Raw genomic sequence first — 14,562 nt, 5'->3', positions numbered from 1 at the left:
TCAACCCCCGACGGGGGTATTCGGGCTCAATGAAGGTCTGTGTCAGCGCAGGGCGAGGTCGTCGGCGTGGATCACCACCGGCCCGCCGGCGTAGCCAAGCGCCGCCTTGATCTGGGGCGAGCGCAGGCCCGCGATGGTCAGCACATCGGCGGCGTCGTAGCGGACCAGACCCCGGGCCACCTCGGCCCCGGTCTCGTCCAGCACCTCGACCGGATCGCCCTTTTCGAAACTGCCGTTGGCGGTCACGACACCGGCGGCCAGCAGGGACTTGCCCCGGCCCAGCGCCTTCAGGCAGCCGGAGTCGATGACGACCTGTCCGCGCACGGCCAGGGAGCCGCCGATCCACTGCTTGTAGGCTGCGCGGACGGTGGTCGAGGGCGCGATCAGGGTGCATTTGCGCCCCTCCTCGATCGTCTGGGCGCCGCGTTTCTTGGCCCGTCCCGCCGCAATCATGGTCGCGCAACCGGCTTCGCCGGCGATGCGGGCCGCCATCAGCTTGGTCGCCATGCCGCCCGTGCCCACGCCCGCCGCCGCATTGGCGCCGGTGGCCATGGCCTCGATCTCGGGCGTCAGTTCCTGGATGAAGGGGATGTGCTCGGCATCCGGGTTCTGTCGCGGGTCAGCCGTATAGACCCCGTCCACGTCGGACAGCAGGATCAGCAGGTCGGCGCTGATCAGCTGGGCCACCCGGGCGGCCAGCCGGTCGTTGTCGCCATAGCGAATCTGGTCGGTGACGATGGTGTCATTCTCGTTGACGATCGGCACCGCGCCCATGTCCAGCAGGGCCCCGACGGTGGCACGCGCATTCAGCCAGCGGCGGCGCACCTCGGTGTCGTCGCGGGTCAGAAGGATCTGGGCCGTGACGATGTCATAGGGGTCGAACACCGACTCCCAGGCGTGCATCAGCATGGACTGACCGGCAGCGGCCGAAGCCTGCTTTTTCTCCAGCCCCCCGCCGCGCGCGCGAGAGCCCAATCGCCGACGCCCCAGCGCCACCGCCCCGGACGAGACGACCAGCACCTGCTTGCCCTCTTCCTTCCAGTCGGCGATGTCGGCGGCCAGCCCCTTGAGGCGCTCCATGTCCACCGTATTGGTCTTGCGGTCTACCAGCAGGGCCGAGCCGATCTTCAGAACGATACGGTCCGCTGCGGCAATGGTCGTCGCGGCCTGGAGAGGCCGTTTCTTGGTCAAGGTGTCCAATCCTCCGTCGTGGGGGGCGCATAGGCGCCGTCGTCCTCGATCTCGATCTCACCGCGCGTCCGGCGGACCTCTGCCCAGGCCGCACGCAGCAGTTCGGGCACGCCCTCTCCGGACACGCCTGACACAAGGAACGGCTCTTTGCCAAGAACGGTTGCAAGCTCTGCTGTTTTCTCCGCGCGCAGCTCGGGCGAGAGGGCGTCGATCTTGTTCAGCGCCACCAGTTCGACCTTGTCCTCCAGCCCCTCGCCATAGGCGTCCAGCTCTCGGCGGATGGTGTGATAGGCGCCGACCACATCGTCCTGGGTGCCGTCGATCAGATGGATCAGGCTGGCGGAGCGCTCGACATGGCCGAGGAACCGCGTGCCCAGACCCGCGCCCTCGCTGGCCCCCTCGATCAGTCCGGGGATGTCAGCGATGACGAACCGCTCGCTGGGGCTGAGGTCGACCACCCCCAGATTGGGGGTCAGGGTGGTGAAGGGATAGTCGGCGATCTTGGGCCGGGCGGCAGAGGCCGCCGCCAGGAAGGTCGACTTTCCGGCGTTGGGCAGGCCCGCCAGACCGATGTCGGCGATAAGTTTCAGCCGCAGCCAGATCCAGCGTTCGCCGCCCTCCTGGCCCGGATTGGCGTGGCGCGGGGCCTGATTGACCGGCCCCTTGAAATGCACATTGCCCCAGCCGCCGTTGCCGCCGCGCAGCAGCCGCTCGCGCATGCCGACGGTGTCCATGTCAAGCAGGACCGTCTCCTTGTCCTCGTCCAGCACCTGGGTGCCGACCGGAACCTTGAGCACCACATCCTCGCCCTTGCCGCCGTGCATCTGGCGGCCCTGGCCGTGATGGCCGGTCTGCGCCTTGAAATGCTGCTGGTAGCGATAGTCGATCAGGGTGTTCAGCCCCTCGACGGCCTCGATCCAGACGTCGCCGCCGCGACCGCCGTCACCGCCGTCGGGGCCGCCGTTCGGAATGAATTTCTCGCGCCGGAACGAGACGGAGCCCGCCCCGCCGTTGCCTGCGCGAATATAGATCTTGGCCTGGTCGAGGAACTTCATGCCCGGCTTATGGCCCATGAGGGCGGCAAATTACAGGCGTCTTTAAGCGGATTGAAAGCGGTCGCTGCCAGTCTCCGCCCGTCCGACACAGGGGATCAGAATGATCTCGACCGCCTTCCGACTGCCCGAAGCCCCCTCCCCGGCCCTGCGGCTTGCCCGTGCCGGGCCTGAAGCCTCCCCGTCGTCGCCTGGCGCGACCAGGGCGGCCGATACGGTGGAAAAGCCCCCCGAAATCAAGGCGAACTCGGGCAAGGCGCAGGCCCGGGATCTGGCCTGGAAGCGGCTGGAGCGGGCCAAGGCGCGCATGGACGCGCTCAAGCTGATGGCGAAGATCGACCCGAAGACGGCCCTGAAACTGGCGGCCGAGCTGGCGCGGGAAATGAAGGGGGCGGTCAAGGCCTATGCCGAGGCGGGCGGGCGCAACGTCTCGACCGGCGACCTCGCCCTGATCCGCAAACAGGCCGCTGACGCCCTGGAGGCGCGGGATGCCGCCGCGGAGGCCGGCATCGACACCACGAGCATGGACGCGCAGCTCAAGCACCTCGGCCTGCGCGAGGAAGACGCCATGGCCGACCATGGCTTCTTCGAAGAGGTCAAACGGATTGTCGCGGGCCTGAAGAAGGCCCGTCAGGACATTCGGGGCGAGGCCATCACCGCGCTCAACCCGCCGACGGAAGAGGACTGGAAGGCCGCCGATCGCGATCAGGCCGACCTTGAGCGCGAGATCGACAGGGCCGCATCCGGCCCCGCCGTCTCGATCCGCGTCTAGAGCCCTACTTGCCCCAGACGCCGTAGGGGTCGGACCATTCCATGCCCATGGCCTCGGCCACGGCGGGATAGGTGATCTGGCCACCCATGACATTCAGGCCGCGCGCCAGGTGCGGGTCCTTCTTCAGCGCGTCCAGCCCGTGGTCGGCCAGCGCCAGGCCGAACGGCAGGGTGGCATTGTTCAGGGCTTCCGAAGACGTGCGCGGGGCGGCACCCGGCATGTTGGCCACGCAATAGTGGACCACGCCGTCGATCTCATAGGTGGGATCTTCGTGGGTGGTGGCGCGCGAGGTTTCGAAACAGCCGCCCTGGTCGATGGCCACGTCGACCAGCACAGAGCCGTTCTTCATCTGCTTCAGGTGCTCGCGCTTGACCAGCTTGGGCGCTGCGGCCCCGTGCACCAGAACCGCGCCGATCACCACATCGGCCTTGACGATTTCTTCCTCGATGGCGTTGATCGAGGAATAGCGGGTGATGACCCGACCGTCGGTCAGTTCATCGATTTCGCGCATGCGGGGGATGGAGCGTTCCAGCACCACGACCTCGGCGCCGAGACCCAGCGCCATGCGGGCCGAGTTGAAGCCGACCACGCCGCCGCCCAGCACCGCCACGCGGGCCGGGGCCACACCGGGCACGCCGCAGAACAGCAGGCCCATGCCGCCGTTGTGCTTCAGCAGGGTCTCTGCGGCCGAGAAGACGGCGATCCGGCCGGCGACTTCCGACATCGGCGCCAGCAGCGGCAGGCCGCCGTTGCGATCAGTCACCGTCTCATAGGCGATGGCCGCGCACTTGGAGGCCAGCAGGCCCTTGGTCTGCTCGGGATCGGGCGCCAGGTGCAGATAGGTGTAGAGGATCTGGTCCTCGCGCAGCATCTCCCACTCGACCTTCTGGGGCTCCTTGACCTTCACGATCATGTCGCTGTCGGCAAAGACGGTTTTGGCGTCGGGAGCGATCTTCGCGCCCGCCAGCTTGTATTCGGCATCGGTGAAGCCCGCGCCGTCGCCCGCGCCGGTCTGGACCAGCACCGTATGACCATGGGCCACATATTCGCGCACGGCCGTCGGCGTCAGGCCGATACGGTGTTCGTTCTTCTTGATTTCCTGGGGGACACCGACGCGCATGACCGTTTCCTCTGTATGGCGGACGGGCCCGTGCGGACCCGGTTCGGCGCGCAATCTAGCGGGGGCGGCGGCGCAGGTTCCTGTTCATTTTGCTGAGTGAACGGCGTAAAGTCGCAGAACATTGCGCTGAGAGCCCCCATGAAGACCGTTTCTGCTGTCACCCTCGATGCCATCGATCGCAAGATGTTGCGCGCCCTGCAGGAGAACGGTCGCATCTCGAACGCCGATCTGGCCCGGACGGTGAACCTGTCCGAGAGCGCCTGCCTCAGGCGTCTGCGGGCGCTCGAGACCGAGGGCGTCATCAGTCGCTACGCCGCCATCATCAATGAGCGTGCCGTGGGGCTGCCGATCAGTGTGTTCGTCACCGTCACCCTGTCATCCCAGGCCGAAAGCGCCCTGACCGCCTTCGAGACGGCCGTGGCCACCGTGCCCGAGGTGGTCGAATGCTATCTGATGACCGGCGGGTCGGACTATCTGCTGCGGCTGGTGGTGCGCGACGTCGACGATCTGGAACGGGTCCATTCGCACGAGTTGACCCGCATCCCCGGCGTCACCCGCGTCTCGTCCAGCGTCGCCATGCGCACCGTGGTCAAGCGCGGCGCGCTGCCGGTGTAACCGCTCAGACGTACATGCCCTCGCGCAGATTGATGCCGTGCTCGACCCAGGCCTTGAGCGCGTCCAGCATCTGGCTCCAGCCCTGACAGTTGCCGAAAGCGGCCTTCACGCCGGTCTCCGTCTCGGGCCAGCCGCTCTCCTCGACCGTCACCAGGGTACGACCGTCCTCCAGCGGGGAGAAGGTGAAGACCGTCGTGGTTTCATAGGGCTGACCGTCCGGGGGCGACTTGTCGTTCGCCCCCCAGCGGATGACGATGCGGCGGTTGGTCTCGACCTCGACCACCTGGACCGGAAAGGCGCCGGGAAAGTCGGCGAAGTCCCACTGGACCGTCTTGCCGGTCTCCAGCCGCCCGACCGCCCCGCCGGTGGTGAAATATTTCGACAGTCGCGCCGGATCGGCCACCGCCTCGAACACCTCCTCTACCGGGCGCGCGATGCGCGCAGACACCCTGAACTTCAGCTCCATGACATCCTCCCATGCCTTGCCTGATCGCATTAATGTTATAATATTATAACATGTCAAGCGAGTCGAATCAGGACCGGGTGTTTCGGGCGCTGGCGTCGGGTACGCGGCGGCAGTTGCTGGACCGGCTCAAGGACGCGCCGCTGACCACAGGGGCGCTGTGCGAGGCGCTGGCGCCGCTCGACCGCTGCACCGTGATGCAGCATCTGAAAGTTCTGGAGGCCGCCGATCTGGTGATGGTGGAACGTCGCGGGCGGGAGCGGTGGAACCACCTCAACCCCCTGCCGATCAAGGCGGTGCACGACCGCTGGATCGGCGACTATGCCCGCCGGGCCGTCGGGTTTCTGGCCGAGGTGAAGGACGATCTCGAACCCTGAGGTACTGGCGGCCCCGTCCCGCCTTCCTATCTCAAACGTCTCGACCACTGGAGAGACGCCCATGCCTGTTCGGCACCCCGCAGGGGCCTGGTTGACCCTGGCCCTGATCGCGGCACCGGCGGCGTTGGCGGGATCGGGCCTCGGCCTGTTCATCGGGCTGACAGCCCTGGTGGCGGCGGTGCATCGCCCGATACATGACCGGGTTATCGAGACGGCGCACTGGGCGGTGTCCGGTGGCGTGCTTCGGGCGGGCCTCATCACCCTCGGCGCTGCGCTGATCTTCCAGCTGGTCGGACTGGAGCTGGCGGTGCTGATCGCGGGGGACGTGCTGGCCTATGTCGAGCTTCTCGTGGCCGTCAGCCTGATGGCGGCCAATGCCCGCTTCAAGGCCATCAAGGCCCGTGTCCAAAGCTTCGGCGTACGGGTGCCAATCCGCGTCCTGTACCGGCGCGGTCGCCGTGCCGTGAGAACTACTCTGATCCGGCTGCGCACCCCGCCGCCGGAAGACTGTGAGTCGGCGTGGGCGGTCTAACCTAGCCCAGCTTCAGCGTCAGGGTCTTGATGTCCAGATAGTCGTCGATGCCGTGGGTCGAGCCCTCGCGGCCATAGCCGGACTGTTTGACGCCGCCGAACGGGGCGACCGGGGTCGACATCAGGCCGGTGTTGATGCCGCACATGCCCGCCTCGATCCGCCGGCCGATGCGGATGGCCCGATCGAGGTCGCGCGTAAACAGATAGGAGGCCAGCCCCAGATCGCTGTCATTGGCCTTGTCCAGCACCTCGTCCTCGCTGTCGAAGGCAAACACGGGCACCAGCGGGCCAAAGGTCTCTTCCTCGCGGAACAGGGCGTCGTCGCCGCCGAAGGTCACGGTCGGCGTAAAGAACCGCCCGCCCAGATCGTGACGGGCGCCGCCGGTCAGCACTTCGCCGCCCGCCGCCTTCACCTTGCGGACATGCTCCTCGACCTTGTCGATGCCCTTGTCCTCGATCAGGGGACCGACCTTGACCCCGTCATCGAAGGCATTGCCGACCTTGAGCTTTGACACCTCGGCCGCCAGCTTGTCGGCATAGTCCCGCGCCACCGACCGTTCGACATAGATGCGGTTCGGACAGACGCAGGTCTGGCCCGAATTTCGGAACTTGCCCTTGATGGTCTCGGCCACGGCCTGGTCGAGATCCGCGTCGGCGAACACGATCAGAGGCGCGGCGCCACCCAACTCCATCGACACCCGCTTGAGCGTCGGCGCGCACTGTTCGGCCAGCTTGCGGCCCACGGGCGTCGAGCCGGTGAAGCTGAGCTTGCGGATCACCGGCGAGGCCGTCAGCACGCCGCCGATGGTCGCCGCATCGCCCGTCACCAGATTGAGCACCCCTTTGGGCAGGCCCGCCTGATGCGCCAGTTCGACGAGCGCGATGGCGGTAAAGGGCGTCTGGCTGGCCGGCTTGACCACGGCGGTGCAGCCCGCGGCAAAGGCGGGGCCCAGCTTGCGCGTCAGCATGGCGGCCGGGAAATTCCACGGGGTGATGAGGGCGCAGGGGCCCACGGCCTTGCGGAAGGTCAGGATGACATGGCCCAGAGGGCTGTCCTGGGTCTCGCCCAGCATGCGCTCGGCCTCACCCGCGAACCATTTCAGAAAGCCGTTGGCATAGGCGACCTCGCCCTTCGCCTCCTCCAGCGGCTTGCCGTTTTCCAGTGCCATCAGCCCTGCGAGCCCCTCGGCATTCTCGTCGATCAGGCGGGCCCACTCGCGCAGGAAGGCCGCGCGCTCGTCCGGGCGTTTGCCGGACCAGGCGTCAAAGGCACGGTCGGCCGCGTCGATCGCCTGCTGCGTCTCGGCCTCGCCCAGATCGGGCACGGTCCCGAGGATGTCGCCGGTCGCGGGATCATCGACCGCGATCGTCGCTCCGCTGCCCGTCACCGCCTTGCCGTCGATGAAGGCGTGCTCGCGCAGCAGTTTCAGACCGGCGTCACGGGCGGAATGGGACATGGAAGGGCCTTTCAGTCGGGGGGAGGAGATGCGCGGAAAAACGCGTCAGTCGCCGATGGTATCCAGATCACGGCCCTTCGTCTCGGGCAACCAGATCAGGCTGACGATCACGGCAATCAGGGTGAAGACCACCGAATACCACAGACCGAAATAGATATTCCCTGACCAGGCCACCAGGGCGAAACTGGCCGCCGGCAACAGGCCCCCGATCCAGCCCGTACCGATATGGTAGGGCAGGCTCATCGCCGTATAGCGCACCCGCGTCGGGAATAGCTCGACCAGGGCGGCGGCCTGCGGACCATAAAGGGCCGTCGCCGCGACGATGAAGACCATCAGGATGCCGATCACCAGCGGCATGTTGATCCGCGCCGGATCGGCCTTCGACGGATAGCCGGCCTCGACCAGGGCGGCCTTGACCCGCGTCTCGACATCCGCCCGGGCTGCCGCCAACGCTTCGCCCTCCAGACCGCGTCCCTCGACCGACGGGATGACCACATCGCCGATCCGCACCTGCGCCAGCGTGCCGGCCGGAGCCGCCTCATTCTCATAGCTGACCCCCGCATTGGACAGCACCGACTTGGCCAGATCGCAGGAACTGGCAAAGGCCGCCTTGCCGACGGGGTCGAACTGGATGGCGCACTCGCTGCGATCCGCCACAACCGTCACCGGGGCAGAGGCCTGGGCCTCGGCCAGCGCCGGATTGGCAGCCCGCGTCAGGGCATGGAAGCCGGGAAAGAAGGCGATCAGCGCCAGGATCATGCCGAACAGCATGACGGGCTTCCTGCCGATGCGGTCCGACAGCCAGCCGAAGAAGACATAGAGGAAGGCCGAGGCCAGGGTGATGATCAGCAGGATCTGATCGACCGTGCCGACCTCGACCTTCAGCACCCGCTCCATGAAGAAGCGGCTGTAGAAATAGCCGCAGTACCAGACCGCGCCCTGGGCGATCATGATGCCGAACAGGGCCAGCAGGACGAATTTGCCGTTCTTCCAGGTGCCGAACGCCTCACGATAGGGGGCACGCCGCGCGCCGCCCTCGGCCTCCATCCGCTTGAAGGCCGGGCTTTCGTTCAGCTTCAGCCGGATCCACAGCGAGATCACCAGCAGGAAGAAGGACAACAGGAACGGGATCCGCCAGCCCCAGTCGTTGAAGGCCTCAACCCCGACAATCATGCGGGTCAGGATGATGACGCCCAGGGCGCCGATCAGGCCGAAGGCCGCCGTCGTCTGGATCCAGCCGGTCAGATAGCCGCGCTTCTCGTTCGGGGCATGTTCGGCAACGAAGATGGCGGCCCCGCCATACTCACCCCCCAGCGCAAACCCCTGGGCGATACGCAGCACCAGGAGCAGAAGCGGCGCGGCGATGCCGATCTGGTCATAGGTGGGCAGCAGGCCGATGGAGACGGTCGCCACCCCCATCAGGGTGATGGTGACGAGGAAGGTGGTCTTGCGGCCGGTCCGGTCACCAAACCAGCCGAACACCAGTGCGCCCAGCGGCCGGACGACAAAGCCGACCCCGAACAGCAGCAGGGTCAGGATATAGGCCGTCGCCTCGCCCACATTCGCATAGAATTTACTGGCGATCACCGCCGTCAGCGAGGCGAAGATGAAGAAGTCGTACCACTCGAAAGCGGTGCCTGCGGCGGACGCCGTTACCACGGTCCGGAGGCCCGGGCCGCTGTCCGCCTGTGCGTCGATCCTTGTCTGGTCGGCCCCCATGCCGTCCTCCCCTGATGTCCGGGGCCTTCTGGCGAGGCCCTCCCCTGCGGTCATGCTTAATGGGGTTGTGGCCAGACGCAAGAATGCCCGACACAGTCCTGCGCCGGGCATTCAGGGTCCGGATGTGCCAGACCCCACCGGTGGGGGGGATACCGGTGGGGTCCGACCTTCACGCCAAGCCCGTGAGGGCTCTACGCGGCGTGGCTGTTCTGAGTGGTTTAGTTGGCGGCGTCTTCAGCCGCTTCTTCGACGGCACCGCCGACGGCCTGGGTGTCACGACCGGCACCGGCGATGGTGTTGCAGGCGGCGGTGGTCAGGGCGGCAGCGGCGGCGACCAGAATGAAAATCTTGCGCATGGAATTGGTCCTTTGTTCGGGGCGCCGCAGGGCGCGGGCGGTTACGACCTCAATAACTCCGCACGGTCGCGCGGGTTCCCGACGTGGGAGCGTCAGGCGCGCGGCGTGAGGAAGGTCATCCGGACGCGGCTACCCCGGGGAGACGCGGCCAGCACCTCGGTCGTGCCGCGCAGCTGTTTGGCAAAGGCGGTCATCAGGGTACGCCCGACCCCGACCGGATCGGTTTCCGACAGACCGGGGCCGTCGTCCTCGACCTCCAGCACGCTCGTCTCGCCTTCGACCGTAAACCGGACGATCAGGGTGCCGCCCTTGTCCGCCAGCGCATGCTTGAGCGCGTTCGAGATGGCCTCGACCAGCCACAGCGCCATGGGCGCCAGCTTGTCAGGGTCCATGACCAGACTGTCGGCCTCGACGCGACTGCTGACGGCGGGCCCGCGTCCGGCCTCGCTGGCGACCAGCTGACCGACCAGGTCGTGCAGGAAGACCGCTGCATCGGCGTGGCGGATGTCGTCGCTCTGGTAGAGGGTGCGATAGATCAGGGCGAGCGCCGAAATCCGCTGGCGCGTATCGCCCAGCGCCATCTTGGCCGCATCGTCGCTCAGCGCCCGCTGCTGCAGGCTGAGCAGGGAGGAAATGATCTGAAGGTTGTTCTTCACCCGGTGGTGGATCTCGCGCATCAGCACGTCTTTTTCCGCCAGACTGTCCAGGAGGGACTGGTCGCGAATCGAGACCGCCTCGGCCAGTCCGTCCAGCGTCTCGGCCAGCACCCGGATTTCGGTCGGGGCATTGACGGCCTGAACGGGGCGAACCGTGAAACGGCCCCGGGCATAGAGGGCGGCGATACGCTCCAGATAGTCCAGCCAGCGGACCACCACGCGCTCGGTGACAAGGATCACGGCGACAAAGGCCGTCATCCAGGCGGCGAGCGGCAGCAGGATCGACCCGATCGGATTCAGGCGCGCCCAGGACAGCAGACCGGGCGAGGGCGCGGCCAGCAGTACATAGACATCCTGACCTGACATGGCTGAGCCCGCATAGGCCCGGCGCTCGCCCTCACTGTCGCGGGCCTCAAGCACGCGGTCGTCGCCGGCCCGCATCTCCTGAAACCACGCGGCCAGCGTGCCCCCCGGCTCCATGTCGAAGGCCGCCGGATCGGTGGCCACCAGAATCTGGCCTTCCCCGTCTACCAGCGCCGCCTCTGACCCTTCCGGCAGGGCAGGGTCGCGCGTATCGGGCTGGAGGGATTCGAGCGGAATGACAGCCGCCATGGCCCCGTCGAAGCGTCCCATCGGGCGTTCGATCCGCAGGCCCGTCACCAAGGCGGGAAAGTCACGCTGGGCCCGCGACACAACCCAGTCGCTGCCGGCGCGCAGGCGCATGAACCAGGCGCGTTCCGTGACGTCCACGCCCCGCAATTCCCCCGCGCTGCAGACCACCTGACCGGTCGCTGTGTAGCGCACGATGGTTGAATAGCCGTCCAGCCGCTCCAGAAGCGCACCAAGCCGTTCCTCACAGAAGGGCGAGCTGCCCTCAAAGCGGAGGGCCTGCAAAAGGGTGGAGGCCCCCTCAAGGCGGGTGCGGGCGGCCATCGAACTGCGCTCGGCGGCGAGCTGAAGATCGACGCGGCGCTCCTCGGCCTGTTCGCGGAAGTCCGCATCGACCTGCAGGGCGATAAGCACCAGAAAGGGCGCCAGGGCCAGGGCCATGGCCATGCCCAGACGGAACCGGATTCCCTGGAACTTGGCACGTTTCAGGCCACGCCCGCCCGGGCGCCCGAAGGAACGGCCCAGGTGACGGCCAAGCGCGCGGCCCAGCCGTCCCATCCTAGGTGCTGTAGCCGCCGCTCAGACGATCCGCAGCCCCGAGGATCGAGGCCATGGCGTCGCCTGCGGACTTGCCATCGCGGTCGTAACCGCCGCTCTCCAGAACAGCGAGCAGGGCCTTGCGGGCGCGGCTGACGCGGCTTTTGACCGTACCGACGGCGCAGTCGCAGATAGCGGCCGCTTCTTCATAGGCAAAGCCCCCCGCGCCGACGAGGATCAGCGCCTCGCGCTGCTCCTCGGGCAGGGAGGCCAGCGCCAGTCGGAGTTCATCCAGCGCGACCGGGGCCTCGGGATTGTCGACGGCGACCAGGGTGCGCTCGGCCGCTTCCTGATCCAGTTGCGACTGGCGCCAGGACCGGCGTTTGTCGGAATAGAACTGGTTGCGCAGGATCATGAAGGTCCAGGCCTTCATATTGGTACCCATCTGGAAGCTGGCGCGCGCATCCCACGCCTTGACCATGGCGTCCTGGGCCAGGTCGTCGGCCGCCGTGGCATCGCCGGTCAGCGTCCGGGCAAAGGCGCGCAGATGCGGAATCAGCGCGACCAGCTCGGTCTTGAACGCCTTGTCATCGGTCGAGGGGGGCTTGGGGGCAGCACTACTCATTCGCCACCTTGGCCTGACGCGCGGCTGTCCGCGCGGCGCAGGATGTCGAGGAATTCGTCGGGGACCGGTTCGTTGACCACCTCGTCGAAAATGTGCCTCAGCTTGACCCCGATGGCCTGCTGGCGAAGCCGTGCCTCTTCCAGATCTTCGGACCCGAGGTCCTCGATTGGCTGGCCGGGTTTGGATTTTTCAGTCATGAACGGCTGTGTGCCCCTTGAATGCCGGTCGTCATTAACGTCACCTTTGCCGTAGGGTTCCCTTCCTTTTCAGGATTTTCCTGATGGACTGCGGCGCGCGGTGGAACCTTGGCTGTTAAGCGACGTTCTGCCTGCTTGTCACCACCCTGCGGACCGGTCTTTCCCGGCCGCAGAATCATTAGTCGGGAATGATAGCTCCATGAGTCTGCTCGCCAGGTTGGCCCCCCACCTTCCGTATGTTCGCCGTTACGCCCGCGCCCTGACCGGCGACCAGACAACCGGGGACAACTATGTACGCGTTGCGCTGGAGGCCCTCGCCGCGGGCGAGCAACAGCTGTCGCAGGAGATGACGCCGCGGGTGGCGCTCTATCACGTATTCCACACCATCTGGGCCTCGACAGGCGCGCAGCTCGAGGGTCGCCCCGGCTCCGACAACGGCGACGAGGCCTCCCGCCGGCTGATGCGCATCTCGCCCCGCTCACGCCAGGCCTTCCTGCTGACCGCGCTGGAGGGCTTCACGCCTTCGGAGACTGCGCAAATTCTCGGCTCGGATGTGCCCTCGGTCGAATCCCTGATCAGTGAAGCCCAGTCCGACATCGATGCCGAGCTGGCCACGGATGTGCTGATCATTGAGGACGAGGCCATCATTTCGGCCGACATCGAAAATCTGGTCAAGGACCTCGGCCATCGCGTCACGGCCACGGCCACCACCCACGACGAAGCTGTCGATGCCGTCTCGCGGCACAAGCCGGGTCTGGTGCTGGCCGATATCCAGCTGGCGGACGGATCGTCCGGCATTGATGCGGTCAAGGATATCCTCAAGGCCATCGACGTGCCGGTGATCTTCATCACGGCCTTCCCCGAGCGCCTGCTGACCGGCGAGCGGCCCGAGCCGACCTTCCTGATCACCAAGCCGTTCCAGCCCGAAACCGTGAAGGCCGCCATCAGCCAGGCGCTGTTCTTCCATCCGGGGCGCCGCGAGATCGCCTGACGAATTTTTCACCCGGCACGGGAACCGGGGTCTTCGCTCCGCATTCTGGATATGCGGAGGCAGCGACGCCCCCCCGACAATGACCGGTTCACTCCGGTCTGCTGCCTCCGCGCCTCATCTCGATGATACCCTTGAAGGCGGACCCTCACCGGTCCGCCTTCATTTTTTGTGCCTGATTGCGGCCTTGCCCCTCGACAAGCCGGGCCCCTCGGCCATGATGTCGGTTCATAAAGAAAACGCATAGAGAGACATCAGGAGGTCGATCATGACGCGCACCAATCGCCAATGGGTACTTCGCCGCCGGCCCCAGGGTCTGATCCAGGACGGTGACCTTGAACTGGTCGAAAGCCCGGTCGCCGAGCCGGGTGAGGGCGAGGTTCTGGTCCGCACCATCTATCTGTCGCTGGATCCGACCAATCGCACCTGGATGAACGACTCCGAGGGTTATCTGCCGCCCGTCGGCCTGGGCGATATCATGCGCGGCCTGACTCTGGGCGTGGTTGAGGCGACCCGCTCGGACCGCTTCAAGGAAGGCGATCTGGTCATGCCCATGTCGGGCGGCTGGGCCGACTATGCCATTGTGCCGGACAGCCAGCTTCGGCCCGTCCACCGCTTCCCGGGCCTTCCGCTGACGGCCAATCTGTCGGTGCTGGGCATGACCGGGCTGACCGCCTGGGCCGGCGTGACGGATGTCCTGCGGCCCGAGCCGGGCCAGACCATGGTGATTTCGGCCGCCGCCGGGGCCGTGGGCTCGATCGCCGGCCAGATCGCCAAACAGAAGGGCGCCCGCGTGATCGGCATCGCCGGGGGCGCCGACAAGGGCCGCTGGCTGACCGAGGAGCTCGGGTTTGATGCGGCCATCGACTACAAGAACGAGGACGTCGGCGAGGCTCTGGACCGCCTCGCCCCCGACGGCATCGACCTGAATTTCGAGAACGTGGGCGGCGACATCATGATTGCCGTCTGGAACCGGCTGAACACCCACGCCCGCATGGCCGTGTGTGGTCTGATCTCGGCCTATAACGCCACCCGGATGCCGCCCTCGCCCAACTTCTCGCGGATCATCACCCACCGGCTGGAGGTGCGGGGCTTCCTCGTGCTCGACTATGCCCCGCGCGCGCGTGAGATGGTGGCCGAGGTCGGACCGTGGCTGGCCGACGGCCGGGTGAAGTGGAAGGTCCATGTCGATCACGGACTGGAAGGCGCGGTCCAGTCGCTCAACCGCTTGTTCACCGGCGACCATGACGGCAAACTGCTGGTGCGCGTCTCCGAAGAGCCGTAGCTCCCGGCGTCA

The 14,562-nt window shown here is 66.8% G+C and carries 16 protein-coding genes; 6 read left to right on the top strand and 10 right to left on the bottom strand.

What is annotated here, in order from left to right; all coding sequences use genetic code 11:
- Positions 1-42: 42 nt before the first annotated feature.
- Entirely contained in the window at positions 43-1,191 is a 1,149-nt protein-coding gene (gene proB, locus V7672_RS09255; RefSeq protein WP_335624303.1) for a glutamate 5-kinase, read from the bottom strand.
- Positions 1,188-2,246, bottom strand: coding sequence for a GTPase ObgE (gene obgE / locus V7672_RS09250; RefSeq protein WP_335624302.1), 1,059 nt, complete (start codon positions 2,244-2,246; stop codon positions 1,188-1,190). The genes proB and obgE overlap by 4 nt, the downstream gene beginning before the upstream one ends.
- A gap of 100 nt (positions 2,247-2,346) precedes the next feature.
- Between obgE and V7672_RS09245 the strand changes: the two genes are divergently transcribed.
- Positions 2,347-3,015 (top strand): hypothetical protein, encoded by a 669-nt coding sequence (locus V7672_RS09245; protein WP_335624301.1) that lies wholly within the window; start codon positions 2,347-2,349, stop codon positions 3,013-3,015.
- A 4-nt stretch (positions 3,016-3,019) separates the two neighbouring features.
- Here V7672_RS09245 and ald read toward each other — a convergent pair whose 3' ends face one another.
- Entirely contained in the window at positions 3,020-4,135 is a 1,116-nt protein-coding gene (ald, locus tag V7672_RS09240; protein ID WP_335624300.1) for an alanine dehydrogenase, read from the bottom strand.
- A 138-nt stretch (positions 4,136-4,273) separates the two neighbouring features.
- Between ald and V7672_RS09235 the strand changes: the two genes are divergently transcribed.
- Positions 4,274-4,750 carry an Lrp/AsnC family transcriptional regulator gene (locus tag V7672_RS09235; protein WP_286693319.1) on the top strand — a complete coding sequence of 159 codons (477 nt, stop codon included), beginning with the start codon at positions 4,274-4,276 and terminating at the stop codon, positions 4,748-4,750.
- Positions 4,751-4,754: 4 nt separating this feature from the next.
- Here the strand turns inward: V7672_RS09235 and V7672_RS09230 are convergent, their stop codons facing one another.
- The gene (locus V7672_RS09230; RefSeq protein ID WP_335624299.1) at positions 4,755-5,216 is read right to left on the bottom strand and encodes an SRPBCC family protein; all 462 of its coding nucleotides are present in this window, start codon (positions 5,214-5,216) and stop codon (positions 4,755-4,757) included.
- 50 nt (positions 5,217-5,266) lie between these two features.
- On the opposite strand from V7672_RS09230, the gene V7672_RS09225 reads away from it, so the two are divergent.
- Positions 5,267-5,590, top strand: a complete 324-nt coding sequence (locus V7672_RS09225; protein WP_335624298.1) for an ArsR/SmtB family transcription factor — start codon at positions 5,267-5,269, stop codon at positions 5,588-5,590.
- 61 nt (positions 5,591-5,651) lie between these two features.
- A complete protein-coding gene (locus V7672_RS09220) occupies positions 5,652-6,122 on the top strand; it encodes a hypothetical protein (protein ID WP_335624297.1) in 471 nt (156 codons plus the stop codon).
- A 1-nt stretch (position 6,123) separates the two neighbouring features.
- Here the strand turns inward: V7672_RS09220 and V7672_RS09215 are convergent, their stop codons facing one another.
- The 6 genes from V7672_RS09215 to nepR form a co-directional block, all read right to left on the bottom strand.
- Positions 6,124-7,578 (bottom strand): NAD-dependent succinate-semialdehyde dehydrogenase, encoded by a 1,455-nt coding sequence (locus V7672_RS09215; protein ID WP_335624296.1) that lies wholly within the window; start codon positions 7,576-7,578, stop codon positions 6,124-6,126.
- A gap of 45 nt (positions 7,579-7,623) precedes the next feature.
- Positions 7,624-9,297 (bottom strand): MFS transporter, encoded by a 1,674-nt coding sequence (locus V7672_RS09210; RefSeq protein ID WP_335624295.1) that lies wholly within the window; start codon positions 9,295-9,297, stop codon positions 7,624-7,626.
- 218 nt (positions 9,298-9,515) lie between these two features.
- Entirely contained in the window at positions 9,516-9,653 is a 138-nt protein-coding gene (locus V7672_RS09205; protein WP_209119128.1) for an entericidin A/B family lipoprotein, read from the bottom strand.
- A 92-nt stretch (positions 9,654-9,745) separates the two neighbouring features.
- The gene (gene phyK / locus V7672_RS09200) at positions 9,746-11,476 is read right to left on the bottom strand and encodes a sensor histidine kinase PhyK (protein WP_335624294.1); all 1,731 of its coding nucleotides are present in this window, start codon (positions 11,474-11,476) and stop codon (positions 9,746-9,748) included.
- 1 nt (position 11,477) lies between these two features.
- Positions 11,478-12,080 carry a sigma-70 family RNA polymerase sigma factor gene (locus V7672_RS09195; protein ID WP_335624293.1) on the bottom strand — a complete coding sequence of 201 codons (603 nt, stop codon included), beginning with the start codon at positions 12,078-12,080 and terminating at the stop codon, positions 11,478-11,480.
- The gene (nepR, locus tag V7672_RS09190; RefSeq protein WP_335624292.1) at positions 12,077-12,277 is read right to left on the bottom strand and encodes an anti-sigma T factor NepR; all 201 of its coding nucleotides are present in this window, start codon (positions 12,275-12,277) and stop codon (positions 12,077-12,079) included. Before nepR ends, V7672_RS09195 begins: the two co-directional genes overlap by 4 nt.
- A 199-nt stretch (positions 12,278-12,476) precedes the next feature.
- Between nepR and phyR the strand changes: the two genes are divergently transcribed.
- Together phyR and V7672_RS09180 are read left to right on the top strand one after the other, a co-directional pair.
- Entirely contained in the window at positions 12,477-13,268 is a 792-nt protein-coding gene (phyR, locus tag V7672_RS09185) for an anti-anti sigma factor/receiver protein PhyR (RefSeq protein WP_335624291.1), read from the top strand.
- Positions 13,269-13,533: 265 nt separating this feature from the next.
- Positions 13,534-14,550, top strand: coding sequence for an NADP-dependent oxidoreductase (locus V7672_RS09180; protein ID WP_335624290.1), 1,017 nt, complete (start codon positions 13,534-13,536; stop codon positions 14,548-14,550).
- The last annotated feature ends 12 nt before the right edge of the window (positions 14,551-14,562 follow it).

The sequence above is a fragment of the Brevundimonas sp. genome (assembly GCF_036963785.1).
Lineage (GTDB): Bacteria > Pseudomonadota > Alphaproteobacteria > Caulobacterales > Caulobacteraceae > Brevundimonas.
The sequence above is the reverse complement of the archived record's forward strand: the minus strand, read 5'-3'. Positions and strand labels throughout refer to the sequence as shown.